The organism is Candidatus Nitronauta litoralis, assembly GCA_015698285.1.
GTDB classification, from domain to species: Bacteria; Nitrospinota; Nitrospinia; order Nitrospinales; family Nitrospinaceae; genus Nitronauta; species Nitronauta litoralis.
In genome coordinates, this window is sequence record CP048685.1 from 1,210,471 (window position 1) to 1,237,432 (window position 26,962).

A 26,962-nucleotide genomic window follows, 5' to 3' on the forward strand; every position below is an offset into this window, starting at 1 on the left:
TGCCGGGATCATCATAGCATGGTTGCGGCCTGTTTGGATCGCCAATACAGGCTTATCGCGACAAAACGGGTTGTAGATTTCAGAAAAGGAAATTGATCAGCTTTTAGTCAATGGTGGGTTTTGTAATACTGAACTGATCAAATACCTTACTGCCGGCGGGTTCTCCATCGCAGGGCAGTGGCACGCCTTTCCAGAAATCCTTCTTCGCTTTCCAACGCGGATTCCCCTTTGCGTCAGGCCCGGGGCAGACCCGGTGCGTTGTGGCCTTGATAGCGTGTTCGTCAATTTCAAGATGCACAAAGTGGTGAATCAAGGCGCGCACTTCGGATCGCTTCATCAATTCAGGTGGAGCGGTGTGCTCGGCATCACCCTGAACATCTGCCGGAGGTTTGAACTTGGCTCCGCCGCCGCCTGAAACAACCACCACAGGTCCTTTCCCTTGAACGTACTCGGTTCTCGCTTTCGGTGACGGATCCTCTTCTCCCTTTGGAGAAAAACGTTCGTAGGAATGTTCGTTACCCGCCAGAACCAGATCCGCTCCAAGTGCGGCCAATGTATCCAGCCATTGAACCCGCCAGGGCTTGTACCAGATGGTGGTGATTGGCGGATTGTGCAACGCAACGATGACCCAGTTACCATTCTTTTTGGCCTCGTCAACCAACGGCTTCATCCATGGAGTTGGATCTTCCCAGGGGAAGGTGTTGACCACGATGAACACCGCGTGCCCCAATTGCACAACACCTTCAAGGTCGCGAGGTTGTGGTTTCGCGGCTGGAATCGTATCGAAGGGAGACGCCATCGGCTCAATTCCATTCCAGCAACCGGACGCTTTCGGTTTGCTCTTTTTGGGAGGCAGGTCATTATCCCCGGCAACAAAAATTCGAACCGGATAAGGCCGCACAAGCGTCATTCGAATTTCCTGCAAATATTTTTGTGGGCAGTGGTCTGGAAACATTTCAGGCTGGTAAACAAAATCGCCAAGGTGAAGAAGCACATCCGGTCGGGATTTACGCATGGCATCCTGCACCCCGAGGAACCCAGGATGATACGCGCGTTCACCCACACCGGTGTCCCCCACCACTGCAACGGTGAGTGGTCCTTCTTCATGGGCGATAACAGAAGAGCTCCCCACAAGCATTAGCATCGCTATGAAAAAACCAATGAACCTCATCCCCAAATCGTTTGCTCGCATATTAGAACCTCAACTAATCAATTATTTTTGACCCGGCCACCTGGCCTCACTTTAACACCAGGCGCTTTCCCTGTTAACCCGTATGGGCTCAAAGCAATTTTGAACACATCTCCAATTAATTTAACGTTAGACTCCACGTAACTGGGTCACTCATTTTCCAATCCTTCCGGCAATGTTTCTACCCACTGTCTGATTTCATCACGCACCCGGCGGTAATGTTGCAAAGCCTCTTCTTCCGTTTCTGCACCTTTTGCCAGACGCGGCGGATCATCGAATCCACGATGGATTACTTTTGTGTTTCCCGGGAACCGCGGGCAGGTTTCATCCGCATGACCACACACGGTGACGACATAATCGAATTCAATATCTTTTAGCTCATCCACATGTTTGGATCGCCCTCCACTGATATCGACACCTGCCTCTTCCATCACCCGGCAAGACAGCGGATTCATGCCATGCGGGTCGACTCCTGCGGAATAAGCTGTATACAAATCGCCTTTCAATTCCCGTGTAAACCCCTCTGCCATCTGACTGCGGCAGGAATTACCGGTACAAAGAAATAAAATGTTTTGTGTGTCTGGCATATTTCTAATGAGTTGTCTTTTGTGTATCCAGAAACTTTCTATGTTCTGTGTAAATAGTTTATCATTGAATATAGGCAACCAATTAAAAACAAACGCGGCTTCGGTACAAAAAAATGATCCATAAACTTTCACACCATGATATCGACGACCTTTATGGGTTGTCCCGTGAAGCGGGATGGGAACACACGCCAGCCGACTGGGATACGTTGCTTAAATCTGGCAATGCCTTTGGACACCGCAATGAATCGGGAAAAGTGATCAGTTCCCTGGTGCTCACTTCTTTTGGCAAAACAATGACGGCACTCGGCATGTTGATCGTCCGAGAGGAAAACCGGCGGCTGGGTCTGGCCACTTCCCTGCTGCGCCATGCCATCAACGAATCAAATCCTGAATCACGTCCCCTTATGCTTTGTTCTGGAAAAACGGTCGAAGGTTATTACCAGAATTTCGGGTTTCGAACGGTGGAGCGGTTATCGAAACTTGAAGCCGGACCCAATATTGAAGTTCCCGACTCCGGGTTTTCCTCCAAGATAGATGTTCATCCTTTTAATTCTGAAAACCTGGAGCGGGTGATTGGGCTGGACACCGAGGTACACGGTTACGACCGCAGTGCCATGCTCACCGTCCGGGCAGAGCAGGCCACTACCAAAACCGTGATGCTCAAAAAAGGTGGAGGCACCTTACTCGGTTACGGATTCGGAATTTTGCAGGGAGAACAAATGCTGGTCGGACCCGTGATTGCATTCAACCGTTTCACGGCCCAGGAAATAATTCGCGAAGTCACCAAAGACCACAACGGGCCTGTCCGGATCGATGTCATGCATCAGCGACAGGACCTGAAAGAAGTTTTACTCGATGCAGGGTTCAAGGAAACGGAACGGCAACCGATCATGCTGTTGGGCGCATCAGAACTACCGGGTAGGCGGGACCATATTTTTTCCCCCGCCTCACAAGCCTGGTGCTAAGTGCTCGCCGCACGGGCAACGGAATTCCATCTTGCTGACTCGTAAAATCGACTTGGTTAAGAAAAAACAGTCAGGGCTATTTAAAACTGGCCCTTGTCCTCCGCGGACGGCGAACGGGCGACCTTGTGGTCAGTAAGCCTTAAAAACATTTTACGCGCATATTTAATATCCCCCCTTCCACGAAGGGGGACGCATAGCAGGGGGATTTGAAATTTAATTTCGCCTGTAGCTGTCTCGAGAATCCATCACCCAACAAGCCAGCAAACTCAGCAATCCCCCCAGTCCCCTTTTACAAAGGGGATGTAATTCTACTCTCTTGGCGGAAGGCCAACAATTAACTGGAGTCATTCAGCTGGAAAAGAGGGCACCTCTTTAGGCTTTGCACCGTCTTTCTTTTCACTTCAGGATTAAGTCACAACCACGACAACTCTTGTGGCCGTGGCAGTGTTTCCAGACGAAGCAGAATAGATTACCGAAAGTACCCCGGGTCGCCCCTTCCTGCAGGCACTTGAGTTACTTATATGCCCGTTTTTTCTTATTTTTATTGCCTATTTTGCAAAACTGGCCTTAACCTTAAAATATAGCGATTTATTGAAGGTTATTGTTCAGCTGATATTTCTGGAGGGATACCATGCCCGTTGTTTGCAACAAATGCAGGAATTATGTTCAGCAAACTGGGATCGCGTGTCCGGTTTGTGGAGAAGTGGTTGCGGAGGCCCCTAAATACACCTTTCGGGATAAATGGCGTGAAGCCTGGGAATTGGACAAGAATCTGCTCCCCTATTTTATTGTGGGATTTGCCGGGCTCACTTTGATTTTTCTTTTCCTTTTATATAGAGCTTATTAATAGGGAAATTCCATGAAGGTATTAATGGGATGGGCAATGCTGTTCGCGGCTGCAGGGACCATCGGAAAAAAAATATTACTGGGACGGGAAGTTCAAAGGGCCATGGCCTGGGCAAGGGCTGATGGAGAAATTACCAAATCCAAGATAGTGATGAAAGACAGCCAGGCAGGTATGAATTCGCCTAATAAAACTTTTAAAGCAGAGATTATATATAAATATACTGCAGGTAAACGAAGCTATCGAAATAGCCGCATCTGCCTGGGTGGTCAACTACAATTATCGTTGCGTGGCAAGGCGGAAGACTATTGCGGACGGTACCCAGTTGGGCAGACCGTTTCCGTGTATTACGACCCCGACAACCCTTCAGACTCCTGCCTGGAAAGAAGAGAAGAAACCTCGATAATGTATCTTGTTATAGGAGTCGTATTCGCTATTGTTGGAATCTTTTTCATCACGGGGTAAGCTTTCCACCGTGGTAGGACCAGCCAGACCCGAAATCAAAGTGACGATGTAAGTCGGGTTGGTGGCACGTCAAGTCGTTCATTTCAATGACAGCTGATTTACCTGTGACCGTGTTCAGGGTTTACGGTAGGATGAAAAATCGATTACCTTTCCAAGTGACTTCCGACCACTATCCAATGCCTCGTTTCACAAAAATCCGTTGCGCTCTCCTGATGTGGCATAGACCGGTGTGGCGAATGCGAGTATAGAGAAAAACGATAAAATTTTTTGAAACCTGGTCGGCAAACAATAATTAAAACAGGTTGGGCAATTAGAGATATAAAGGTCAAACAAAAAAGTTGGAACAGTCCTGCCGGCAGCCTGTTGAAGACAGACTACTTTCAATTGAAAATAAACTATTCCTTGAACCAACACTTTGGCCACTCAAGGTAATTTCAACACAAGGGTAGTGTCAAGAAAGTTTCGCACTTTGAATTTTGGAAAGCCCTCAATCAGGTCTGCATTTGTTGGACCTGTGGGGGCTGTCGGGAAACGCGAAGCGTTTTCCACAACTCCACAGGTCATTGTTCATGCCGCCTGGTTCTGCTCCATCTCCTTAAGTGGGTCCATGCTGATATATCTTCTGATACCCCACCTGGTTCCGGCAACGTGTCTGAGTCTGGCCGCCGCCAGCATCAAGGCCGATTGCCCATCCGGAAAACAACCGACCACTCGCGTCCGTCGTCTGACCTCTCTTAGGATTCTTTCCAGCGGATTGTTCGTTTGGATATTTCGCCAGTGCTCTCTCGGAAACGCGTAGTAAGACAACGTCTCATGCGCTCCGTCTCTCACTTTCTCTGATGCCTTCGATAGCTTCATCGTAAGTAGTTTGGTAGCCACCGATTCTATCTTCTCAAGTGCCGCCTGCCGGTCTTCCTGTGCATGAATGGCTTTCAACATGTTCGACACTTCCTTCATCTTATTCCGGGGAACCACCGAGAACACGTTCCGGTAAAAATGTACCGTGCATCGCTGATGGTCTGAATCAGGATAAAAGTCGCTGAGTGACTCTACCAAACCCAGGCACCGATCAGAGATGAACAGCTTCACACCTTTAAGCCCCCGTTCCTTTAGGTGCCGAAGGAAACCGCTCCAACCCGCCTTGTCCTCCTTGGTGCCTTCACAAACGCCCAGCACTTCCCGGTAACCCTGCCGGTTCACGCCGATGGCCACCAGTACCGACACGTTCTTCACCTCACCGCCCCAACTCCGTTTCAAACAAATCCCGTCCAGATATACATACGGGTATTCCCCTGTGATCGGGCGGTTCCTCCACTCATCGATCTTCACGTAGATCTTCTTGTTGAGCTGGCTCACTGTGCCGGGGCTCACACGAGTTCCCCAAAGCGCCTGGGTGATGTCCTCCACACGACGAACTGAAACTCCGGCCAGATACATCTCCATCAGCGCTTCCTCAACAGAGGACTCACGCCGACGATACCGCTCAATAATAGCCGTCTCGAACGTCAACGTTCTTAGCTTCGGCACCTTCAGGTCCACCTCGCCAGCCTGGGTTTGAAGCTTACGGTCATAGTGGCCCGCACGCGTGTCCTTACGTCCCTCCGAACGCTCATACTTGCCAGCACCACACAAACGGTCTGCCTCAGCATCCAGAAGGCCGTTCAGCGTTTCCTCAACCGTCGAACGCACAATCCCGTTCACATGACTCTGGATTTTCCCCTCATCTATCGATACAATGTTCTTCACAATTGGTGATGCCACGTCTTTCTTAGACTTCGCTTCCATATTAAGTCCTCCTGGTTTTAGGTCCGGTTCTCGTTTCTCGCAAAACGAAGTATACAGACCAAAAGGAGGACTTTCCTTTTTCCAGCCAACACGACCAGATTAAATGTGCGAAACTTAGCTTACGTTATCAACACAAGACCTTCTAAATAGAAAAACTTTATGGCCATCGATAACATCCTCCCGCTTTACAAAAAACAGCTACCTTTTCACAAAGAATAGATTAAAAAAGCGGTGGAAGCTTTTTCAAAAAAAAAAAAAACCGGGAAGCAGGCAAAGCCCACTTCCCGGTGAAAAAACTTTTTTTTGGAGATTAATACTCCAAGGTATGAAACTGGGTTACAGCTTTCTGACCATTCCGTTCTTTGTTCTGACCATTCCAGATAGCGATAGCCATTGGAGTTTTAGAACCACTGAACTGAGTGTCATTCTGGTCATTGGTGCTCAAAGCCCGCTTGAACACAACTGACCAACGGTTGTTAAACCAGTTTCCTTTTCCGTCAACATCCTGATGAGCCTGAGTGGTCAAGGTAGAGAAACCTTCAGCATTCAGGTCTTCAACTGGAGATCGGCGCATAGAAGCGTCAGACAGGATATTGTGGGTTGCCCGACCAGGATTGTAAACACCTTCGTTTTTACCCATACCACGGTCAACGAAAGAGTTACGCTTCGAGATATCGGTTGCGCCACCGGTATGAACGCCGTTGCCCGCACGCTGATCTTTAGAACCAGACACACCTTCTTTCAAGGCCGCTTTCATTTCAAGTTGCCCTGAAGGCTCATACATGTAGTAACCGCCAGAACCCATACCCATGTTTTGGTACTGGTCTTCTACATCCTGCATACCTGCGTTTCCAGCAGCACCAGCGCCTTCTTTATCCCAGGTGCCTTTCCACTGCCAGATGTTAACGCGCTCGCCTTCACCGCCCATTGTGAATGGAGGCTCTTCGCCAGCTTGATTTACAGGGAACATAAGAGCTACCTGATCTTTATATTGCTGTGACCGAACCATAATGTCATTACGAGTCGGGTCCAACCAGGTCAGCATAACGGCGATTTCTTTGTCATTCCGTACAGCCTTAACACGCACCCATTTAGTGGATGGGTTAGGCCACATTGGATTTGTGATCATCTGGGGATCCATTTCAATGGTGATGTGCTTTCCAGCAGTCGGACCATAAGATGGAGACCAGAAAGGATCAGTTGGGTCTACAGGAATTTCTCCCTGAACCCTTAACGCTTTAATGGTTACAGCGTTTGCAGCTACAGCAAACATGCCAACCATCAGCGCGGCAATCAAAGCGAGTATTACCGACTTTTTAAAATTCACTGTTTTCCTCCTGTTAGCCTTACGTAGCAGATTCCGAATTATGAGCAGTTAGCTCGAGAAAAAAACAACCATTCCGGGGCGGCAGACCCGCCCCGGAAGTGACAGAGTCCAGGTTTTTTAGAATGCACCCGGATGTTCTTCAGGCCGTACGTAAAATGGCTCTTCGACCGTCACGCGGATGATCTCTTTGCCTTTACGGTTGAACCCGATTACCGTGTCGTTATACATCTCGAACTTCTTCCCGTGGATGTTGGTCTCGAATATTTTCGGACCTGGCTCACGCTTCCACTTGAAGATAATCCGCTGCGTCGTTCGGAACAACTGCAACACGCCCAACAGGTCGCGATCCGGTACCATGTACTGATCAATCGCATGATCAACACCTGGCCCAAACATCTGCTGGCTGTATGCTCGTGGCACGTGACGCGACGGAACATAATAACCGTTAGGCTCTGTTCCCAACTGCGGATACAGCGGCAACGCTACCTTACGGTCTCGAATCAGATAGTACTGAGGATTGTCCGGATCATGCGCCCATTCACCGTTGCTGCCAATCTTGACAAGACCCTGCAAGCGAATCTTACCAACACATGCGGCCATACAACGGGTCTCCATCTGATCACCCTCGGTCAAAGGATCCAATCCTTCAATTCGGGGGTAACAGGCGATACATTTCTCGGAAATACGAGTCGTACCACGGAACATCGGCTTCTTGTAAGGACACTGCTCAACACACTTCTTATAACCACGACAGCGGGACTGATCAATCAAAACGATTCCGTCTTCCTGACGCTTGTAGATCGCTTTACGCGGACAGGCCGCCAAACAACCCGGGTACGTGCAGTGGTTACAAATCCTCTGCAGGTAGAAAAACCAGATCTTATGCTCTGGCAATACTGAACGCGTGCCGTTGTCCCCACCAAACGTTCCCTCACGGGACTGGGTGAACTCACGACCATGAGCCGTATCCTCACCAAAGTTCGGAAAACGCCACTCTTCGTCAGTCGGTACATAACCGATCGCCTGCTGGTTCAGACCAATCTTCGCTGGTGCTTCAAAAATCGTCACACCCTCGTATACACCGTGAATGGCCTTGTTTGACGTCTTACGGACGTTCCATACATTCTGACCTGGGTTGGATTGCTCCAACATCTTCAAAATCTTCCAGTCCCAGAACTGAGGATACCCACCATAAGGCTTCGTCTCTACATTGTTCCACCACATATACTCCTGACCCTTGGAAAACGTCCAGGTGGACTTATGGGCCATCGTACATGTCTGGCATGCGATGCAGCGGTTTGTATTAAATACAAACGTAAACTGCTCTTTCGGATGCCTTTCCTCGTACACATAGGTCGCCATGCGACCCAATTGCCAGTTATAGACTTCAGGCATTGTTTAACCTCCCTAAAAACTGAAACCCGAGGGTTTGCAGTCGGATTGATTTTTTAACGTTGAAATACCGTTCAAAAATCGCGGGGCCCTGAAAGGGCCCCGCAACATCGCCTCTTTAAATCTTAACGCGTACGTATTGTCCCGCGAGATACATTTCAGCAAAACGGTCTTTCAGCGGAGACTCAGGAGTGTAGCCCGTTCGGACTGGCTCCCAAAGCCCCTTACCGTGCAGACCACCGTCTTCCGCCTTGGAGAATTTAACCAAAGTTTCCTTCGGCGTGGCGTTAACAGCGTGGTTGTCTGCCTCGTAACCATGCTTGAACTTCATCTTGGATTTTGCCTTATGGAACAGACTGTCAGTCTGATGCATCGGCATCAACCAAGACCGGGTGATGGACTGCTGACCACCGTAACGGAAGTTAGACTGATAAGGAGTGGTCATGGACATTGCACGTCCGTCTGGCCGCTCTTCATGAGCCTTAACCGTACGCTCTGTACCGGCCCACGTTGCATGTTTCATCATCGTGGTGTGATACGGATACGCAGGGTTGTACTTCGCACGCAACATCAGGCGACCAACCTTATAACGAGGATCGGAAGGTTTCCAACCCATATAAGGACGATCAGCCGGATTAGCGTCACAGTAGATATAGTCACCATCATTGATACCCAGATCCTTACAAAGGAATGGGTTCATATGAACTTGCCATTCACCCACACCAGGAGACCGTTTGTCCATGCGATATGGATCACCAAAGTTGTTGTTCCAGATCATGTTCCAGTCAGTCGTCGCCCAGGACGAATGAGCGGTATGTCTGGACTTCGGAGTTACGCAGTAAAAACGATATCCCTTTTCCCACAAGAAGTTTTTGGTCGTACGTACTGAAGACCATGGCTTCTTGATATTCCGCACGTGACGCAGATCCGGATCTTGCTCGTCTTCCGGAATTCCGTAGTCATCAGGACGGATGTAGGGATTGGTGGACACGATAACGTTCGGCAGGTAAGGCGTTGCTTCCGGACCTTCCCGGTGAACGATAAAGTTTTCACCCCATTCGATCGCTTCCGGCTCATCATTGTAGAACTGGATACGTCCGTTTGGTGTGTAGTAAGGTTTAGACTCGGTAAACATCTCCCAGAACGGAGAACGCGGATAAGTTCTGAACAACAACAGACACGCACCCGGCTCACCATACTTGCCGTTGATGATGTCATCGATGTTGTAGCCCATACCCGTGGTCGACGTGGTGAACAACCGACGAATCATTGCTTTCGTACGGTTAGGAGCTTTACCTTCGTAAACCTTCATATAATCAGCAAAACGCTTGTCACCTGTGACTTCAGCCAACCGCTTGGCGAATTCCCGATGAATCAGGTTATCGTCAATGGTGTCGAAAACAGGCTTAATACCGGTACCACCCCAAATCTGATGGAACGGATTAGAACAAGCCGAAGTGATCTCATAACTCTCAAACTCAGCCCAGGAGTTCGGCGCAAGTACGATGTCTGAGTACTCACAAGAACCCGTGAACTCGATGTCCTGAGCCACGATCATGTCTACGTTATTGTTGGTGTTGAACACCAGCTCGTAGAACCACTTCGCATTGTTGATTACGTTAACGTTTACAAACCAGATCAGCTTGGAAGGACAAGGCATATGGGAACGACCCGTGAAAACCTTACGTCCATACCGTGGGGTATTAACGATAAGAGCTTTATCACGATGCGCCCAGTAGCTGACTTCTTCACCCTTCAGGTAACCCTTAACATTGGCCCAGTCAGTATTCTTGGCTGGATCAGTGATCGGGTTGAAAGGATCTTCAGCAACCATCGCCGCAAAGCCAGGACCTGACCAGTGAGAACCCTGGTAGTTACCAGCTTTGTAGTTTCCGGCCCAGGTATGAGAACCGGAACCCTTCGGACCTACGTTACCGGTCAACATCAGCGGAACATAGGATGCGCGGTTATGCATGGTGGCATGGAAGTAGTGATTGATACCCTCACCGTAGTGGATCTCAACGGGGAGAATCGTACCCATGTCACGCGCCAGACGAACAACGAGATCCTTAGGAGCATGAGAAATCTGATGAGTGGTATCCAGATCGTAGTCCTTCAGATGGATCTTGTACATTTCGTACAGAGGCATAGCCGTGATGGTCTTGCCATTTACAAGCTTAATATCATAAACACCGTCCAGAGCTGGATCGATGTTCTTTTTACGCATTTTCGCACCGATGTCTTCGCGAGTGATCGCTACAGGCTTGTCGGTGTTGGTATCCCAGACAACAAAGTCCGGCATTTTGTCCCGATTGAAGTTCTTCATCCACTTGGTGGTGAAGCCATCTTTCGGAAGCGGCTGAGGCTTATAACCGGGAATAAAATCATCCGGATGCAAGCGCGTCAGGTTATCGGTACGTACCAGAAGAGGCATATCGGTGTAATCCTTGATGTAAGGAATATCCGTCAACCCTTCGTCCATGATGATTTTGGCCGTACCAAGGAAAATGGCGATATCTGAAAGACCAGCGCGAACCGGAATCCAGTAATCAGCCTTCGTCGCAGGAGGATTGTACTCCGGCGCAATAGAAACCAGCGTACCACCACGTTCCATGATTTCAGTGTACCAATGCGCTTCCGGCATCTTGTTTTCAATGAGGTTTTTACCCCACTGAATGGTCAGCTTCGCATAACGATGATCAGCGAAGTCGATGTCAGAAGTCTGCATACCATGCGTCCAGGAATGCCCCGGAGCCTGATCACCATGCCAGGTGTAGTTGGACCACGCACGACCACCCAACACCTGACCAGGACCACGGCCACGCACGATAGCATCGAGCAAAGCAACCATATTAGCAAGACGGTAGATACCGTACTTACCAACAACCCCCAGAAGACCCATACCACCACGGTACTTCATAACGCGCGAGCCGGAACCCCCCATGGCTTCGATCATTTCTGGCTGATAACCTTCGTTTTTCAGGCGCTGGGCACCACGAGGACCGGAGTAGGCTTTACCTACGGCAACGTGACCCTTAGCCAGATAAGTGAAGGTCTGATCCCAGGTTATACGAACAAACTCGTCCGTTCCCCGGCTGGTGAACTTATACTTTTCACGGTTTTCTTTGTCGAGATAAGGAAACCCGTCATCCGCCCACTGTTTCCAGCCAACGCGAATCATCGGGTACTTATTCCGATAAGGACCGTAAACGCGGCGAGGGAAGGTCATGCCGCGCAGACACATGCGTGGGTTCCAGGCAGCATCTGCCTGGTTACCATACAGGTCAAGGATCTTATGGTGATCGTAGTTCTGCTCAATCCGCATCAGAATGCCGTTACGGACGAATCCGCGAACACGACACTGATGGGTGTCATTCGGAGAACAGCAGTAAGTGAATGAACGTTCATACTTGTACTGGTCACGATAGACTTCTTCCCAACGACGATCCGGATAGGACTCGAGGGGATTACCTACCTTAACAACCGGCTTTAACTGTGCTCCGACTCTCTTGCTCGAAAGTGCCATCGCCGAAGCGACCCCAGCACTGACCTGCAAGAATTTGCGACGATTCAAACGCATTGTGTTTTGAAACCTCCCTTAAGGTTAAAGTGAGTACAACTTACAAACCATTTTTCTGGATGCTGCCAAAAACCACTGGGACATTAAATCCGCCCCGTTTTAAACCTCGTTTCAGAAGCCTGAACCTCTAGAAATGAGCCGAGAAACCCCACACAAGCGGAGCTCCCGATTGAAAAATTTTCCTACCTTACAATCTATTTACTGCGGACTGATCCCGCAAGGTGCCAAAATAAAAAAACCCCATTCCAAGGCTATTTTCCGCCTTAAAACAGGGTACCGTTTAACGAAGCTTTGTAATGCCTTTGTGTAAACAATTCCAAACTCTCCGTCACCGAAAACATGAAAATCACATAATGAAAATGCTTTTTACCGCTATGTTTTGGTTTGAGCATGCTTCTTTATACGCAAAACCAAAATACTTGTCAAACCCTTTTTTTAAAGGAAAATTCAGGGGTTTCGCACCCATCTCACCACCCTCCCGACCGATTGTCGTTGCCCAGAACCGTTTCGTACCCGAAGGCCCTGAATTTCCAGAAATTTAGTCGCCAACACTGGTTTTTTCAATGTTTATTTGCCCTCACAGCCTTTTTTCTTTTGAGTTAATTCCAAAATAAATATATTTTTTTATACTCAAAATCATCCATTTTTTGATAAAGCCATTCTTTTATAAAGGTTTATTCGAAATTCGCCCGATCTCCAGGAAACAATATATCGCAAAAAAAACATTCTGAAAATCATCTCTTTACATTGAATTATTTGCAGTTTTATGGGGTCTGAACACTCTTTTTTCTCCAATACCCCTCCCATCATTTTCAAAAATTTGAAGGTTTTGATCCATATTTTGAATCTTTTTTAATAAACAAACTCCTAAAGACGGTATCAGCAAACGGGTAAACTACTGGTTTTTCTTTTCTTATAGTAATTGCCGGAAAATTTAACCGCCTTATAATATGCTCAGTTTTTTCTTATAATGGCACCTCACACATGGATCCTGCCAGAAAACCCTGATCCTCTGCTTTTCCTCAGTACAGGAAAACGTTATAATCGCCCTTTTTTCGGCCAAATTTATGACAAAGCGTATTGCCATTTATCCCGGTACGTTTGACCCGGTGACCCTCGGTCACCTGGACATCATGGGCCGGGCACTCAATTTGTGCGACCATCTGGTGGTGGCGGTTGCCCTCAATCCCAAAAAAAACCCCCTGTTCCCGATTGAAAAAAGGGTGGAGTTTATTAAAGAGGGGCTCAACTACAATGGCAAGGTGGAGGTTAAACCGTTCGATAATCTTTTGATCGATTTCGCGAATGATCACAAGGCTACCATAATCATCAAAGGACTGCGGGCGGTGTCTGACTTTGAATACGAACTCCAAATGGGACTGATGAACCGAAACCTCAACAGTTCGGTCGAAACCATCTTCCTGATCCCAAGCCAGGAATATTCTTTCCTCAGTTCCAGCTTCGTGAAGGAAATTGCAAAACACGGTGGCGATGTCGGTAAAATGGTCCCTCCCCACGTGCTCACTGCATTATCACAGGTTGAATTATGAAATTATCTGAACGCATAAAAAATTTAAAACCATCCATGACTCTCGCCATCACCGCCAAAGCCAAAGCACTGCGTGCTGAAGGTCTGGATGTAATTGGGCTCGGTGCAGGTGAACCCGATTTCGATACACCCGAATTCATCAAACAGGCGGCCATCGATTCCATCAAACAGAATGATACCCATTACACCCCGGTTGGTGGAACGGATGCAATCAAGGACGCGATCATAAAAAAATTAGAGCGCGACAATGGTGTCTCTTATGCTCGCGACAATATTGTGGTGTCATGCGGAGCCAAACACTCCCTTTACAATCTCGCCCAGGCTTTATGGGAAACAGGCGACGAAGTTATTCTGCAATCACCGTACTGGGTGTCTTATCCGGAAATCATTCGCCTCGCCGGCGCTACTCCTGTGATCATCGACACCGATGCCGATTCAGAATTCAAAATGTCTCCAACACAACTGGAAGCGGCGATCACACCCAACACACGCGCCCTGATCCTGAACAGCCCGAGCAACCCCACCGGATTGGGCTACACCCGGCAGGAACTGGAAACCTTGTCCCAGATTGCTCTCGACAAAGACGTGACGGTGATCTCTGATGAAATTTACGACAAGATTGTGTTCGATGGCTTTGAACCAGCGTGCCCGGCTTCATTCAGTGAAGAATTGAAAAAAAATACGATCGTCGTCAACGGCGCATCCAAAGCTTACGCCATGACAGGATGGCGCATCGGGTACATCGCTTGCGAACCGGAGATCGCCACCGGTGTCACCAAACTCCAGGGACAAAGCACGTCAAACCCGTGTTCCATAGCCCAGGCCGCGGCAGCAGCCGCTTTCGTCGGCGACGATGTCGACGTGGCGCGCATGTGCGATGAATTTAAAAATCGCCGCGACTATTTACTCGAGCGCTTCGAGAAAATGCCGGGCGTCTCCTGCCCTAAACCGATCGGAACGTTTTACAGCTTTCCGGACATCTCCGGCTCATTCGGCAAAACCTGGAATGGCAAAACCATCGAAGGTTCTCTGGACTTCTGCGAATTCTTACTGGAAACTGAGAAGGTCGCTGTTGTACCAGGTATCGCCTTCGGTGCAGACAAACATGTGCGGCTCTCGTTCGCGGCTTCGCTTGATGTTTTGAAAGAAGCGTCGGACCGTATTGAACGTGCGTTGAAATCTTTAACCTGAAAGACCATTTCAAAATAAAATCATGTTTCTGAAGAAAGACGATCTTGTCAGCGTCCAATGCCACAACGGGGATTCGCCTGAATGCCCGAAACACGGGGAATTCTTTGACAACGAACAGGAAGCCGAAGAGTACGTCGAAGAAGAATGCTGGATACCCACCGGCGATGGGTGGATCTGCCCCGATTGCAACATCCACTTCATGAGAGAACTTGTCAAAGTGCGTCGCGACAAGAAGCAAACCGAAATCAAGAAAAAGGAAGACGATTCCGGCGATGATAATTTACTGGAACTCGAAGCCGGCATCGATGCTCCCTGAAAATTTTTAACGGCTCTCGATTATCTATTTATAAAAGGACTGATCATGTTTGTGAAAAAAGACAATCAGGTCAGTGTGGAATGCCACACCAAGGATTCACCCGAGTGTCCGCAGCACGGGGAGTTTTGCGAGACGGAAGACGACGCGCAGGAATGGGTTGAAGACGAATGCTGGATTTTTTCCGGGGAAGGGTGGATCTGCCCGGACTGCAACACCCACTTCATGCGGAACCTCGCCAATGTCCGCCGGGATATGGAGCAGGATAAAAACAAAGACGACGATGACGACGAACCAGAGGTCGATCTCGTTGTCGGCATCCCCACCGTGCTTTAAAAGTTTGCTCATTGCAAAAGAGACCTTTGCATAACTACATAAAATGGCAACATGCATTTATTCAAGAGCCGCTATTCGTGTTCTTGTATCCCCTCCTTAAAAAAGGAGGGGATACAGGGGAGGTTGTATTCATGACCCCTCCCATACCCTCCCCTTGAAAGGGGAGGAAAAAAGTTGTAACCAAAAAGTTTCTGTTAAATAAAAAATTTTGGGTTATGCAAAGGTTTCATTCTAAAAGGGGCAAAAAACATAACATGTCATTCTGAAGCCCATCGGGCTGAAGAACCTCGCCTTTGCTTTTTTTTTATGGATGTACAAAATTTCAATTTGAGAAATGACTTTGAGGTGTCCCCTCGGTTTTGCCGTCGATCATATCAACTCTAAACTTTTGAAACTTTTTACCTCATTGATCGCGATTAAATCTCCCGCATTCCTACTCTATAAACCGGAAGCGCAAACAAAGGAATTTTTATGGAAGTTTATGTCCTGATGTATTCCGATCCTTCGAAGGGGATCGTGGATAAAATAATTTCAATTCATAAAACGCACAATGGCGCGTTCCAGGCCATGGTCGAGTGGACCAAGGAGTCCGAGGAGAGAGAAGATATGGATACGGAAATCGCCGTTTGCGAATTACAGGATTGAGCCTGAAAGCTCAGCAAATTTTCATAAGGAACTGTTTCCTAAACAGAACACCCTTTTAAGGGTAGGCCGTAATGAACGCTTTTTTTTATTTACTTTTCATTTAGAGAACCATTCATAATTTAGATTTTTTTTTTTAGAATTTTCCATCAGCCAGATGGCAAAGTCTTCTTCGCTTAACTTTTTTGTTACGAGATCCAGAATAGCCTGGGTCGTCTCGGCTTCTGGCGCAATAAGGTTTTGTCCATTGATTTCAAGAAAATGCGCACCTACTAAAAAAGCCGTGCGTTTATTGCCATCAATAAAGGGGTGGTTGCGGATGATTTCTGATGTATAGGCCGCTGCCAGATCAAACAAATCCGGTTCACCATTTGAGAATATTTGCTCTGGGCGGGCCATTGCGGCTTTCAATAAACCTTGATCACGGATACCCGCCTGACCTCCGTGTTCCACAATTAATTGTTCATGAAATAATAGAACAAGCTTGGGGTTTATCCAGATGGGTTCTTTCACTTGGCGAGTTGTCTCAAAGTATTCCTATAGCGAGACATGATTCCCTTGGCAATTTTCATCTGTTCTTCAAATTCTGGATCGTAAGGAGTGATCTTGTATCCACCATCTGCGGATTCTGTAAAAAAAACCCTATCACCCTCTTCCAAATTCATCTTATTTAAAATTTCTTTGGGAAATATAATTCCAGAAGCATTTCCAATTTTTCTGATTTTTAAATCCACCATGGCGCAGCTCCCAATATTTATACCTTATAACAATAGTTATAACATGTTTTGTGCATCAACCGGAGCCCTTCATATGCATTACAAAAAATAACGGTGGGATTCTTTCCTTGGGCAGGCCCTGGACAGACTCATCCAGCTTTTGCTTAAACATTCGTCAATATCACCGCTGTAATACAAATCGCCACTAACTTATACCCGCTGTAAATACCAAAGGGAATTTTGGAGCGGTCTTCCCAGAAATACGGAACGGCAACAACGGGGGCGATCACGCCCAGCCACAATACCAGCACCACCTGTATTGCTTCGCCGGTGCTTTGTATATTGAGCGCGCCGAGCAGCCACGACAAAAAAAGCGCCATCGCTACAGCGCACACGCCGCTCGCCGCGTATGCGGGTTTAGCGCTATCGCCCAGGTCCTCAGATTTTTCGATGCCCACGGCCTTCATCCACATCTTGCCGAACAACACGGGCGAGTACCACAAGGCACCCAGCATCATGTCCGCTACGATCGCGATGCCTATTGCAAGAAAGTTGAACTCCATCGTCTCACTCCCGTTTTATTGTAATTATTTTTAGTGAAACCCCGGCTGGATTGCTTCGTCGCAAAGGCTCCTCGTAATGACGAACCCTTTGTTCCAAAATATTTAAGGTCTCCTTGCCATTCCCTTCCAGGCTCAGGGAGGTTGGAGGTTTATGTGTCCGTGAAATTAATAGAAGGTTGGAAGCTGATTGAGAGCGGTGATGTGCCTGGTCTCTCTTCAAGAATGCAGTAAACATGTCACCCGGCACTCTAAAAATGCAGGCGAGGCAAAACTGATCTTAGCCTTTTGCCCATACGGGGAGCACCCGCCAAGCGGCTCTTCGCCGACAGCGAGCGGGAACAAGTTTCTCAAACTTTCAAAAAATCTTTTCTATAAGACCCATCAAAACCATGGCTCTTTGCCCCACCGCAAGAGAGGTTAGATCTTGTATGCGGGGGTGACGGGTGCCGGACCTTTTACGTGGTCTACAAGGGTTTCCTGTTGAACCTTGTCCTGCAGTTTGATCAACGCGTCGATGACCATTTCAGGTCTCGGCGGACAACCCGGTATATAAACGTCCACCGGAATCAGCGTATCAATTCCCATCACGGTTGCATAATTATCATAGAATCCGCCGGAAACTGTACACACACCGTAGGCCACCACCCACTTGGGCTCCGCCATCTGGTTGTAAACTTTTACCAGAATCGGCGCCTGCTTATGGCTGATGGTTCCCACCACCATCAACAGATCTGCCTGACGGGGAGAAAAACGGGGGAAGGCCGCACCAAAGCGGTCCAGATCGTATCGGGGTCCGGCCACGGACATAAACTCCATCCCGCAACATGCGGTGATGAAAGGATAGATAAAGAAGGAATATTTTCTAGCCCAGTTAACCGCCTGGGTCATCTGGGTCACAATTACATTATTGCCCAGACTCACTTCCAGTTCGGACTGTTGCAAATTAGCCATTGGAAAAACTCTCCTCAAAGACGGAACTTCGGGTTACAATGAAGGCCCTTATCATAGCAAAGAACGGGCAGGAACACCAAGATTTCGGCTGAGCGCCTTCACTTTTTGGCAACCTCAGGGTAAATTGCGGTATCTAATAGGAAACAGGAAATAATCCGGAGGAATGGGTGAATGGATACATCGCTGAATAAAGAGTCCAAGGGCCAGAACAGGGCCTTTGAAGAAACTGAGGAAATGGTAAAGTCAGAATTGAGCAAAGATGGCAAAACGCTTGATTTAACAGCTTGTTACCTGAAAGAACTGGGAGCAAAAGATGTTGCCCGGATGGAGATCCTGCGTGATCTTTCCACCCTGGAAATGGGAACCAATCTGATAGGAACCAAGGGCGCCCGCTATCTGGCCCAATCCAAAACCCTGGTCAACCTCACCTCCCTGAACCTGTTTTACAACGCTATTGGCAACGACGGTGTGAAGCATATCGCCATTTCGGACAACCTGCTCAGTCTGAGCAACCTCACCCTGTCCGATAACAACATCACAGACGAAGGTGCCAAATACCTTGCCAAGTTTCTGCCACTGTGGACCAACCTGCGAAGGCTGGACCTGCGTCTCAACAAAATCCGCGAAGAAGGGCAAGTCGCCCTGATGGAGGCCAAAGAAAAAACCGGTATCCAGCAACTCCTGCTCGACAAGTTCGAAGGCTTCAACGTCAAAGGCGGCGGCCACCTCTAGTGCTCGCCGCACGGGCAACAAAAAACCACCTGGCGGTGGGGGCCAGCTAAAAACCCATTTGGGCATACCCTGAGTTTTGTGCTCTCACAAAATAATTTTTCTAGAAAAATAACAGCCTGTCATTCTGAACGAAGCACAGCGAAGTGAAGAATCTCGCCTTTGTTTTTTGTTTCACAAAGGGCTTCCAAGTTCCCATGTGCCATTTGACAAGTTTATTATTTTTACCGACCAAAAGTTCCTGCCAAAACCCAACACAATGGACAAACCTCTAGCCCCCCAAGGTGGGTTTTGTTCGCCGTCCGCGCAGGACTAGACGAATTCAATGGGGTGTTGATGGTCCAGGAGGTTGCCTTTCTGGCAGGCCTCGCGGAAATGCATCAGGCCTGCCAGCTCCTGTTCCCCGAGATGATACAGAATACTATTGGTCAGGTAGTCTTTGCAGGCTTCAGCCGAGAGCCCGATATTCTTCACACACGGTAGTAGTGTGATGGCATCCAGCATATTTTTCCCCATATCCGCCGCGCCTTTTAAAAACTGAATCAATTCCGGCGAAGGTCTCGCTTCAGGACGGACCGCCATGACCGCATGCACAAAAGATTTTCCGGTCAAGCGAAACCACTCTTCACTGAGATCATATACCGTAAGATCCGGGTGACCTTCTTCCAATAAAAATGCCTGGTCCCCGATGATGAGGACTGCATCGTTCTGCTGCAACATACTTTCAGGATCAGGATCTGCTCCTCCTTTGATAACAGAAGGTGGCAGTCGCCGATGGAACAGGATGTTCAGCAGGGCCACCGAGGTGCGCGACCGGTTGTCCATGGCAAGTGTCCGGACCTGGTCGAGTGGTTTTTTAGTGACAAGCAGCACACTGCCAACGGGTCCACGTGAGGCGATGCAGACTTCAGGTATAAGCCGGTAGGCATCCGCATTTTTCAGGTATTCGATTGAAGGAACCATGGCGATATCGAGCTCGCCCGCATGGAGTTTTGCTGCGAGCCGTGCCGGGTTGTCCAGAGCGAGATCCAGATTCAACCTCACGGCATCCATTTTTAAAGGAAGGACCAGCGGCTGGGCATTGATAAAGTCGTGTATTCCCAGACGTAATTTTTGGGAGGCCATGAGTTTCTTTCCTGGCAGAATAAAAAAAAAACCGGGATGGGAAAAATCCCACCCCGGTTTTACTTCAGTGTTTGCGGAATTACAAGAACATCGGTGCGAGAACCAGTGACACAATGGACATCAGTTTGATGAGGATGTTCATCGCAGGGCCAGAAGTGTCTTTCAGCGGATCACCAACCGTATCACCAACAACAGTTGCGTGATGCGCATCAGAACCCTTACCGCCCAGTGCACCAGCTTCTACGTATTTTTTAGCGTTGTCCCAGGCACCACCACCGTTCGACATGAACAGCGCCAGCAGAACACCCACCAGTGTTGCACCAACCAGCATGCCACCCAGCGCTTCCTTACCCAGCAGGAAGCCGATGATGATCGGCATGATAATCGCGATCACACCCGGTGCGATCATTTCGCGCAGGGCTGCGGTGGTGCTGATGTCGATACAACGTGCGGAGTCCGGCTTGCCGGTACCTTCCATAATTCCTGGAATCTCGCGGAACTGTCGGCGAATCTCTTCCACCATGACGAATGCGCCGCGTCCAACCGAGGTCATGGTGAGAGCTGCAACGGTGAAGGGAATAACACCCCCGATGAGCACACCGATGATGACGTAAACGTTGGTGATGTTAATGACATCGACCCCTGCCGCCTGTGTGTAAGCTGAAAACAGGGCCAGAGCTGTGAGTGCTGCGGAACCGATGGCAAAACCTTTTCCGATTGCCGCTGTGGTGTTACCGAGCTGGTCAAGGCTGTCGGTGATCTTACGGGTTTCTTCACCCAGGCCTGCCATTTCTGAAATACCACCCGCATTATCTGCGATGGGGCCGTAAGCATCCACCGACATGGTGATTCCAACAGTGGCCAGCATTCCAACCGCCGCCAGAGCAACACCATAAAGGCCCGCCAGTTTTACTGAAGCAAAGATGGCGATACAAATGGTGAGGACAGGGGCTGCACAACTTTCCATGGCCACAGCCATTCCGGTGATCATTACTGTTGCAACACCTGTCTGGCTGGACTCAGCGATTTTGGTAACCGGTGCGCCTGCAGTGTAGTATTCGGTGATGAGGCCGATGATGATACCGGCGAAACAACCGAATGCCAGAGCGCCAAAGACGCCCATGGGCAGACCCATGAATTTAACCACGATGAAAGAGGCGAAGAGCATGACTGCTGCACTGATAAACGTGGAGTTCCTCAACGCATCAGCAGGGTCCATGGAGGACAAAACTTTAATGGAACGGATACCGATGATGGAAGCGACCAGGCCAACCATGGCGATCACAACCGGCAGCGCCATGTATTCAAACTGCTGGGTCATCATGCCTGCGCCAATCGCGATAGTCGCGATCATGGAGCCGACATAGGATTCAAAAATATCTGCGCCCAGACCGGCGGTGTCACCCACGTTGTCGCCAACGTTATCAGCGATAACCCCCGGGTTACGTGGATCATCTTCCGGGATACCCGCTTCCACTTTACCTACGAGGTCAGATCCAACGTCAGCGATCTTGGTGTAGATACCGCCGCCGACACGTGCAAACAAGGCGATGGAACTCGCGCCCATTGCAAATCCGCTGATCACGCTGATTGAGTCGCCACGTGCAAACAGGAGAAACAACCCACCAACACCAACAAGACCGAGGCTGGCAACACAAAGTCCCATAACCGCGCCACCGTTAAACGCCACGTCCAGCGCTTTAGCCTGACCTTCGTCATTAGCCGCTTGTGACGTTCGGACGTTTGCGGTAGTGGCTGCATTCATGCCAAAGAAACCGGCAGCCATGGAACACACGGCACCAAGCAGGTAAGCGATTGCAGTCCAGAATCCAATCCAGATACCTTTGGTAGAACTGATCACCAGGATCAGCACCACAAACACGGCAAGAATGAAATACATCAGGATTTTGTATTCCCGTTTCAGAAAAACCATCGCCCCTTCGTGAATGGACTCGGCAATTTCCATCATCTTCTCATTGCCTTCGGACTGATCGTCCACGTACTCAAATATTTTCCAAGCCACGATCAAGCCGAAGATTCCAAACAGGAATCCGAAATAGGCGAAATTGCCTGAAGCATCGGCCGCCGTACAAATCAGGTAAATGACCATGGCGAGACCGACAAAAACCATCTCACCCTTATATTCCTGCATCATACTGTCTATTCCTCCGTTGATTTATTTTGATCTTCTTTTTGACATGGTAATGGGTATTTTAAAGAATCCGGAATGCGATCCATTTGATTCTGATATCGTGTGGCCTTGCAGTGAAAACCCCAGCGTGTTGTTGCTGACTTCTTTAAATTCTTCAGAACTTCAGATTACTGTCTTGATCTGAGTTCAGTCAGGATTTCTTCCACCCGTTCGACCGCAAGATCCAGTGTCAAATTGAACTGTGCCTGTTCGTCCTCGTTGAACTCTGACAATACATGGTCAACCAGGTCGGCCCGGTTGTTCGGTCTACCAACGCCTATCCTCACCCTGTAGAACTTGTCAGTTTCGAGGCGTTCAATAATCGACCGCACGCCTTTTTGCCCTGCGTGCCCCCCACCAAACTTGCGTTTGATTTTGCCGACAGGCAGGTCGATTTCATCGTGCAATACAATAAGTTGCCCAGGATCCAGATCCTCAGCCTTCATGAGAGCTCGTGCCGACTTGCCGCTTTCGTTCATGTAGGTCATCGGCTTGGCAATCAGAATTTCTTCGCCTTTTATCTTGCCCACACCCCCCATGGCGTGGCAACCCTGTCTGTCAACAGGAATACCGTATTTCGATGCCAGAAGATCGACCGCCTGAAACCCCGCATTGTGTCGGGTCCGGGCATATTCAGAACCCGGATTGCCAAGTCCCAGCACCCAGTACACGTCTTGAATCAGCTTTCTGTTTTGGCTTCCTCAGCCGCAGGAGCTTCGCCCTCTTCTTCGGCGCCCTCTTCCTCAGCCGGTTTTTCTTCTTTCACTTTTACCTGGTGAACGGAAACCACTGCCGTTTGAGGATCATCCATCACTTCGGATTTTTCCGGAACCTTCAAATCTGATACGTGGACCACTTCATCCAACTGAATCGCGGTCATATCGACATCAATGGTTTCAGGAATGTCGCCGGGCAAACATTTGATTTCCAGCTCATGCACAAAGTGCTCGACCAGAGCGCCCAGTTTTTCTGCCGGAGAATGCCCGACCAGACGAATAGGAACCCGCACCTTCAATTGTTCTTCAAGATTGATTTCAAAAAAATCAGCGTGCAGCCACTGGTCCTTATATGGATGCATCTGTGCTTCTTTCAAAAGCACCGTCCGTTTGGGAACAGAATCACCTTCAATCGACAAGTCGATTAGAGTGTTGATTCCAGCTTTGTCCAGAATACGGTTGAGTTCGATAGGGTTGGTGATAAAGGACACATTGTCCTTTGCTCCATAAATAACACCGGGGAGTTCCCCTTTTTGACGGATTCGGCGATTGGGACCTTTGCCCCGTTCTTCCCGGATACGTCCAGTTAAGTTTGCAAACGTTGTCATGAATCCTTCTCCTGCTTTTATTTACTGTTGGTCAGATTCCGAATCGAACAGGGAACTGACCGACGTTTCACTGTGAATTCGAATGATCGCCTCTCCAAGCAGAGGGGCAACAGATAATACTTTAATTTTTTCAACCGCCTTGAGTTCGTCTCTCAGCGGAATGGTGTTCGTTGTGATCACCGACTTCAGCGGCGAATTCTGAATGCGGTCGCCTGCCGGTCCAGATAATACCGGGTGAGAACAGCAGGCATGCACTTCGCGTGCGCCAGATTTCAGGAGCGCATTGGTGGATTCCATCAAAGTACCGGCTGTGTCTATCATGTCATCAACGATAACTGCCGTTTTGCCTGTGACGTCCCCAATTACATTCATCGCCTGGGCTTCGTTAATTGATTCCCGCCGTTTATCGACAATGGCCAACGGGGAACCCAACCGCTTGGCAAAAGCACGGGCACGCTCCACTCCACCGGCATCAGGTGAAATCACCATAAGATCTGGCAGGTCAAGACTTTTGATGTAAGCGATCAGGACGTTCATCGCAAACAGGTGATCCACGGGCATATTGAAGAAACCCTGAATCTGCCCCGCATGCAGGTCCACAGTAAGCACCCGGTTGGCACCTGAAGCGTGTAACAGGTCTGCTACCAGTTTTGAAGTGATCGGCACCCGGGGTTCACACTTTCTGTCCTGTCGTGCATAACCGTAATAAGGTATTACCGCGGTGATTCTCTTGGCAGAGGAACGTTTCAGGGCATCGATCATGATGAGCATTTCCATCAGGTTATCGTTGCCGGGGGAACAGGTCGACTGAATCACAAAAACATCGCCACCACGGACATTCTCCTCAATCCGGACGTAGTTTTCACCGTCAGAAAAATTCTTGAGGACCGATTTGCCGATTTCTATCCCCATGTACTGGCAGATATCGGTGGTCAGCGCATGGCTGGCTCTTCCGGCAAATACCAGAACACGGTTGTTGTTATCACTAATCTCTTGTTCTCTGCTCATATCAAAAACTGGCTGGGGCGGGAGGATTCGAACCTCCGAATGCTGGGTCCAAAACCCAGTGACTTAAACCACTTGTCGACGCCCCATTGTCCTTTAGTGTTTTCTCCGGTCCAAATGTTTATCCTTATGTAAATTTTCCGATGTATTTCCTCGTGAATCTGGAAATCCCGGTAACAGCAATTACAGTTGGATACAATAATGGCTAAAGGGGAGAAGATCCTGGTGAATGAAAACCTCTGGTCATTTCAGTTCTTAAAATAGACCATCCCCGGAACGTCGACGATGACCGGTACACGTTAAACTGTTGGGGTTTCACCGGGTCCTGTTTTCCTGGCTCAAGGTCTGATGGCCTGGGGATAATTGAGGACCGACTCCGGTAAAAACTCGGAGACATTGGAAACCGTTTCCGCAAGGTATGTATTCCAATCCTCCGCAAAACTTTGGGCTTCCGCCTGTTTCGCCTGCCGGGAGTCGGAAAAAATTCCAAATACCGTGGACCCACTGCCGGATACAAGCACTCCTCGGGCGTTTTGGGCCTTTAAATGCTCCCAAACAACCTTCACTTCCTTAAACCTTTCTAAAACAACAGGTTCCAGGTCGTTGTGGAGATGGCCACCCAAGCTGTCTATATCCGCTTTGGAAAAAATTTTGGACAAAATCTTAATATTATTTTGGGTTGATGTCAATTTTAAATTCAATCGTTTATAGACTTCTGCGGTGCTCACGGACAAGTGTGGAGTGAGTAATAAAACCTGGAATTTGGGGCATGGTTTGATCCGGGTCAGAACCTCCCCCCTCCCTTTGCCAATTGCAGTAGGCCCGACCAGAAAAAAGGGGACATCGGACCCTAATTCGGCCGCCAAAGGTTGAAGTTCATCATGGGTCAGGCCCAGATCCCAGAGATAATTAAGCGCCAGAAGTGTTCCGGCAGCATTTCCACTGCCCCCACCCAACCCGGCTCCTGAGGGAATTTTTTTTTCCAGATGGATCCGGCAATGGAGGTCCGTGCGATCCGGAAACAGTTTTTGAAGCCCCAAAGCGGCCCGCATCACCAGATTGCTCTCGTCTGTCGGAATTTCGGACCGGTTACAAGTCAGTGTGAGCCCATCACATTCTGTATCAAAATCAAGAGTGTCGTACAGGCTCACCATCTGGAACAGGGTTTCCAACTCATGAAACCCGTCTTCACGCTTGCCAAGTATCCACAACCCCAGATTGATCTTGGCTGGAGTATTGATCGTTAATTTCATGACTTATAAATATCCATCAAGATCTTCAAAGCAAGTCAACCCTCCTTTAAAACCTTCCAGAGCTTGAAAGGACCGCTTGATTAGTTTTTAAATTAGCTGAAATAAATAATAGAGGAAGGTTTACCCGTCACTTTATGAACGGGGAACATCTTTCCCGCTTTTGAGCCCGGGCAGTTTTGGAGAAAAAGTTTCATCCGAAACGCCCTTGTTGATGACCGGGTCTGAATACACCAGCGTAACCTGATCCTTCTGCGCGGCTCGCGCAACACTCACTTGATGCGGGAATAGATATCCATCCACATCCTTGTAGTCACCCCAGGCAACGGAATACAGGGGACGAGGCCCAACCCATTTATGCATCGACTCCGGTAGCAGGGTTTCTGCGTTTAACCTGATACGCAGGGAAACGCGACGTGCTCGTTCATGTCCGTTCAAAACGTACTGGGTCTTATCTTCGTTTAATTCTGCTGGCCCCCATTCCATATGGCCCAGCCGAGGGATATCACCATAGAACACCGGCACGTATTCACTGAAGTCGATCACGGTTCCCAGTATTTCGTGCATCATATTCCAGACTTCAAGACCCTGATACATCCGATGCTTTTTCAAATCAAATAACCGGGAATTTTCACCTCTCTGGATAAAAACACTCACTGGCTGATTGAAAGGAGTCAGGGTGTCAAGCCGTAAACGCTCTTTTCCTTTAAGCAGGATGACCTGCCGGAAACTCTGATCCCGCCTGGGTGTCGTGACAACGGTCTTTATGAAAGCGCGCAGGTCCTTGACCTGGCCCTGGCGGGCCAACAGTTTATTCTGGAGATAGGTGGCGGATATGGTTTCCTGATTATAGTGTTCAGGAACCACATCAGGACCACTCTGGCAACCTGTACTGAGCAGCAGGGCTACCAGTAAAAATAACAAACGCATCATGTAAATCCTT

At 48.8% G+C, this 26,962-nt stretch carries 25 protein-coding genes, 1 tRNA gene and 1 pseudogene; 9 read left to right on the plus strand and 18 right to left on the minus strand.

All coding sequences use genetic code 11. The annotated features are described in order from the left end of the window. Positions 1–103: 103 nt before the first annotated feature. Positions 104–1,192 (minus strand): hypothetical protein, encoded by a 1,089-nt coding sequence (locus tag G3M70_05405; protein ID QPJ61355.1) that lies wholly within the window; start codon positions 1,190–1,192, stop codon positions 104–106. A gap of 146 nt (positions 1,193–1,338) precedes the next feature. Then, on the minus strand, positions 1,339–1,776 hold the full coding sequence (locus G3M70_05410) for an arsenate reductase ArsC (protein ID QPJ61356.1): 438 nt from the start codon (positions 1,774–1,776) through the stop codon (positions 1,339–1,341). Between the two features lie 113 nt (positions 1,777–1,889). Between G3M70_05410 and G3M70_05415 the strand changes: the two genes are divergently transcribed. The 3 genes from G3M70_05415 (at position 1,890) to G3M70_05425 (ending at position 4,050) form a co-directional block, all read left to right on the plus strand. Continuing rightward, positions 1,890–2,741: a GNAT family N-acetyltransferase gene (locus tag G3M70_05415; protein ID QPJ61357.1), complete on the plus strand. Its 852-nt coding sequence runs from the start codon at positions 1,890–1,892 to the stop codon at positions 2,739–2,741. Positions 2,742–3,372: 631 nt separating this feature from the next. Beyond that, the gene (locus G3M70_05420; protein QPJ61358.1) at positions 3,373–3,588 is read left to right on the plus strand and encodes a hypothetical protein; all 216 of its coding nucleotides are present in this window, start codon (positions 3,373–3,375) and stop codon (positions 3,586–3,588) included. Positions 3,589–3,600: 12 nt separating this feature from the next. Beyond that, positions 3,601–4,050 carry a DUF3592 domain-containing protein gene (locus G3M70_05425; protein QPJ61359.1) on the plus strand — a complete coding sequence of 150 codons (450 nt, stop codon included), beginning with the start codon at positions 3,601–3,603 and terminating at the stop codon, positions 4,048–4,050. Positions 4,051–4,617: 567 nt separating this feature from the next. Here the strand turns inward: G3M70_05425 and G3M70_05430 are convergent. The 4 genes from G3M70_05430 to G3M70_05445 form a co-directional block, all read right to left on the minus strand. Continuing rightward, on the minus strand, positions 4,618–5,799 hold the full coding sequence (locus tag G3M70_05430) for an IS256 family transposase (protein QPJ63720.1): 1,182 nt from the start codon (positions 5,797–5,799) through the stop codon (positions 4,618–4,620). Between the two features lie 346 nt (positions 5,800–6,145). Beyond that, positions 6,146–7,117: a nitrite oxidoreductase, gamma subunit gene (locus G3M70_05435; protein QPJ63721.1), complete on the minus strand. Its 972-nt coding sequence runs from the start codon at positions 7,115–7,117 to the stop codon at positions 6,146–6,148. Positions 7,118–7,279: 162 nt separating this feature from the next. Beyond that, complete coding sequence (locus tag G3M70_05440) at positions 7,280–8,557, minus strand: nitrate oxidoreductase subunit beta (protein ID QPJ61360.1); 1,278 nt, start codon at positions 8,555–8,557, stop codon at positions 7,280–7,282. A 115-nt stretch (positions 8,558–8,672) separates the two neighbouring features. After that, a complete protein-coding gene (locus tag G3M70_05445; GenBank protein ID QPJ61361.1) occupies positions 8,673–12,134 on the minus strand; it encodes a molybdopterin-dependent oxidoreductase in 3,462 nt (1,153 codons plus the stop codon). Between the two features lie 1,067 nt (positions 12,135–13,201). On the opposite strand from G3M70_05445, the gene coaD reads away from it, so the two are divergent. The 5 genes and pseudogenes from coaD to G3M70_05470 all read left to right on the plus strand — a co-directional run bounded on the left by coaD (position 13,202) and on the right by G3M70_05470 (position 16,168). Next, positions 13,202–13,684 carry a pantetheine-phosphate adenylyltransferase gene (coaD, locus tag G3M70_05450; protein ID QPJ61362.1) on the plus strand — a complete coding sequence of 161 codons (483 nt, stop codon included), beginning with the start codon at positions 13,202–13,204 and terminating at the stop codon, positions 13,682–13,684. Further along, positions 13,681–14,874 carry a pyridoxal phosphate-dependent aminotransferase gene (locus G3M70_05455; protein ID QPJ61363.1) on the plus strand — a complete coding sequence of 398 codons (1,194 nt, stop codon included), beginning with the start codon at positions 13,681–13,683 and terminating at the stop codon, positions 14,872–14,874. The genes coaD and G3M70_05455 overlap by 4 nt, the downstream gene beginning before the upstream one ends. A 22-nt stretch (positions 14,875–14,896) precedes the next feature. Continuing rightward, a complete protein-coding gene (locus G3M70_05460; protein QPJ61364.1) occupies positions 14,897–15,190 on the plus strand; it encodes a hypothetical protein in 294 nt (97 codons plus the stop codon). Between the two features lie 45 nt (positions 15,191–15,235). Beyond that, positions 15,236–15,436, plus strand: a pseudogene (locus tag G3M70_05465) (hypothetical protein). 558 nt (positions 15,437–15,994) lie between these two features. Further along, positions 15,995–16,168: a hypothetical protein gene (locus G3M70_05470; GenBank protein ID QPJ61365.1), complete on the plus strand. Its 174-nt coding sequence runs from the start codon at positions 15,995–15,997 to the stop codon at positions 16,166–16,168. A gap of 96 nt (positions 16,169–16,264) precedes the next feature. Here G3M70_05470 and G3M70_05475 read toward each other — a convergent pair whose 3' ends face one another. The 4 genes from G3M70_05475 to G3M70_05490 all read right to left on the minus strand — a co-directional run bounded on the left by G3M70_05475 (position 16,265) and on the right by G3M70_05490 (position 18,395). Next, a complete protein-coding gene (locus tag G3M70_05475) occupies positions 16,265–16,678 on the minus strand; it encodes a type II toxin-antitoxin system death-on-curing family toxin (GenBank protein QPJ61366.1) in 414 nt (137 codons plus the stop codon). Continuing rightward, positions 16,675–16,902, minus strand: a complete 228-nt coding sequence (locus G3M70_05480) for an AbrB/MazE/SpoVT family DNA-binding domain-containing protein (protein QPJ61367.1) — start codon at positions 16,900–16,902, stop codon at positions 16,675–16,677. Before G3M70_05480 ends, G3M70_05475 begins: the two co-directional genes overlap by 4 nt. 143 nt (positions 16,903–17,045) lie before the next feature. After that, positions 17,046–17,444, minus strand: coding sequence for a DUF1761 domain-containing protein (locus tag G3M70_05485; GenBank protein QPJ61368.1), 399 nt, complete (start codon positions 17,442–17,444; stop codon positions 17,046–17,048). Between the two features lie 417 nt (positions 17,445–17,861). Further along, on the minus strand, positions 17,862–18,395 hold the full coding sequence (locus G3M70_05490) for an NADH-quinone oxidoreductase subunit B (protein QPJ61369.1): 534 nt from the start codon (positions 18,393–18,395) through the stop codon (positions 17,862–17,864). Positions 18,396–18,566: 171 nt separating this feature from the next. Here G3M70_05490 and G3M70_05495 point away from each other — a divergent pair, with 171 nt between their 5' ends. Continuing rightward, a complete protein-coding gene (locus G3M70_05495) occupies positions 18,567–19,127 on the plus strand; it encodes a hypothetical protein (protein ID QPJ61370.1) in 561 nt (186 codons plus the stop codon). Between the two features lie 309 nt (positions 19,128–19,436). Here G3M70_05495 and G3M70_05500 read toward each other — a convergent pair whose 3' ends face one another. The 8 genes from G3M70_05500 to G3M70_05535 all read right to left on the minus strand — a co-directional run bounded on the left by G3M70_05500 (position 19,437) and on the right by G3M70_05535 (position 26,952). Next, positions 19,437–20,249 carry a menaquinone biosynthesis protein gene (locus tag G3M70_05500; protein ID QPJ61371.1) on the minus strand — a complete coding sequence of 271 codons (813 nt, stop codon included), beginning with the start codon at positions 20,247–20,249 and terminating at the stop codon, positions 19,437–19,439. A 79-nt stretch (positions 20,250–20,328) separates the two neighbouring features. Next, complete coding sequence (locus G3M70_05505; protein QPJ61372.1) at positions 20,329–22,404, minus strand: sodium-translocating pyrophosphatase; 2,076 nt, start codon at positions 22,402–22,404, stop codon at positions 20,329–20,331. Positions 22,405–22,568: 164 nt separating this feature from the next. Further along, positions 22,569–23,111: an aminoacyl-tRNA hydrolase gene (locus G3M70_05510; protein QPJ61373.1), complete on the minus strand. Its 543-nt coding sequence runs from the start codon at positions 23,109–23,111 to the stop codon at positions 22,569–22,571. 8 nt (positions 23,112–23,119) lie between these two features. Further along, positions 23,120–23,764, minus strand: a complete 645-nt coding sequence (locus G3M70_05515) for a 50S ribosomal protein L25 (GenBank protein ID QPJ61374.1) — start codon at positions 23,762–23,764, stop codon at positions 23,120–23,122. 21 nt (positions 23,765–23,785) lie between these two features. Further along, complete coding sequence (locus tag G3M70_05520; protein QPJ61375.1) at positions 23,786–24,772, minus strand: ribose-phosphate pyrophosphokinase; 987 nt, start codon at positions 24,770–24,772, stop codon at positions 23,786–23,788. Positions 24,773–24,781: 9 nt separating this feature from the next. Next, a tRNA-Gln gene (locus G3M70_05525) sits at positions 24,782–24,858 on the minus strand. 249 nt (positions 24,859–25,107) lie between these two features. Further along, positions 25,108–26,022 (minus strand): 4-(cytidine 5'-diphospho)-2-C-methyl-D-erythritol kinase, encoded by a 915-nt coding sequence (gene ispE, locus G3M70_05530; GenBank protein ID QPJ61376.1) that lies wholly within the window; start codon positions 26,020–26,022, stop codon positions 25,108–25,110. A 132-nt stretch (positions 26,023–26,154) separates the two neighbouring features. After that, a complete protein-coding gene (locus tag G3M70_05535) occupies positions 26,155–26,952 on the minus strand; it encodes a DUF4292 domain-containing protein (protein QPJ61377.1) in 798 nt (265 codons plus the stop codon). Positions 26,953–26,962 lie beyond the last annotated feature (10 nt).

Coding starts and splice junctions, on each gene's coding strand:
- G3M70_05405 (QPJ61355.1), bottom strand. CDS start 1,192: ATGCGAGCAAACGATTTGGGGATGAGGTTCATTGGTTTTTTCATAGCG.
- G3M70_05410 (QPJ61356.1), bottom strand. CDS start 1,776: ATGCCAGACACACAAAACATTTTATTTCTTTGTACCGGTAATTCCTGC.
- G3M70_05415 (QPJ61357.1), top strand. CDS start 1,890: ATGATCCATAAACTTTCACACCATGATATCGACGACCTTTATGGGTTG.
- G3M70_05420 (QPJ61358.1), top strand. CDS start 3,373: ATGCCCGTTGTTTGCAACAAATGCAGGAATTATGTTCAGCAAACTGGG.
- G3M70_05425 (QPJ61359.1), top strand. CDS start 3,601: ATGAAGGTATTAATGGGATGGGCAATGCTGTTCGCGGCTGCAGGGACC.
- G3M70_05435 (QPJ63721.1), bottom strand. CDS start 7,117: ATGGTTGGCATGTTTGCTGTAGCTGCAAACGCTGTAACCATTAAAGCG.
- G3M70_05440 (QPJ61360.1), bottom strand. CDS start 8,557: ATGCCTGAAGTCTATAACTGGCAATTGGGTCGCATGGCGACCTATGTG.
- G3M70_05445 (QPJ61361.1), bottom strand. CDS start 12,134: ATGCGTTTGAATCGTCGCAAATTCTTGCAGGTCAGTGCTGGGGTCGCT.
- coaD (QPJ61362.1), top strand. CDS start 13,202: ATGACAAAGCGTATTGCCATTTATCCCGGTACGTTTGACCCGGTGACC.
- G3M70_05455 (QPJ61363.1), top strand. CDS start 13,681: ATGAAATTATCTGAACGCATAAAAAATTTAAAACCATCCATGACTCTC.
- G3M70_05460 (QPJ61364.1), top strand. CDS start 14,897: ATGTTTCTGAAGAAAGACGATCTTGTCAGCGTCCAATGCCACAACGGG.
- G3M70_05470 (QPJ61365.1), top strand. CDS start 15,995: ATGGAAGTTTATGTCCTGATGTATTCCGATCCTTCGAAGGGGATCGTG.
- G3M70_05480 (QPJ61367.1), bottom strand. CDS start 16,902: ATGGTGGATTTAAAAATCAGAAAAATTGGAAATGCTTCTGGAATTATA.
- G3M70_05485 (QPJ61368.1), bottom strand. CDS start 17,444: ATGGAGTTCAACTTTCTTGCAATAGGCATCGCGATCGTAGCGGACATG.
- G3M70_05490 (QPJ61369.1), bottom strand. CDS start 18,395: ATGGCTAATTTGCAACAGTCCGAACTGGAAGTGAGTCTGGGCAATAAT.
- G3M70_05495 (QPJ61370.1), top strand. CDS start 18,567: ATGGATACATCGCTGAATAAAGAGTCCAAGGGCCAGAACAGGGCCTTT.
- G3M70_05500 (QPJ61371.1), bottom strand. CDS start 20,249: ATGGCCTCCCAAAAATTACGTCTGGGAATACACGACTTTATCAATGCC.
- G3M70_05505 (QPJ61372.1), bottom strand. CDS start 22,404: ATGATGCAGGAATATAAGGGTGAGATGGTTTTTGTCGGTCTCGCCATG.
- G3M70_05515 (QPJ61374.1), bottom strand. CDS start 23,764: ATGACAACGTTTGCAAACTTAACTGGACGTATCCGGGAAGAACGGGGC.
- G3M70_05520 (QPJ61375.1), bottom strand. CDS start 24,772: ATGAGCAGAGAACAAGAGATTAGTGATAACAACAACCGTGTTCTGGTA.
- ispE (QPJ61376.1), bottom strand. CDS start 26,022: ATGAAATTAACGATCAATACTCCAGCCAAGATCAATCTGGGGTTGTGG.
- G3M70_05535 (QPJ61377.1), bottom strand. CDS start 26,952: ATGATGCGTTTGTTATTTTTACTGGTAGCCCTGCTGCTCAGTACAGGT.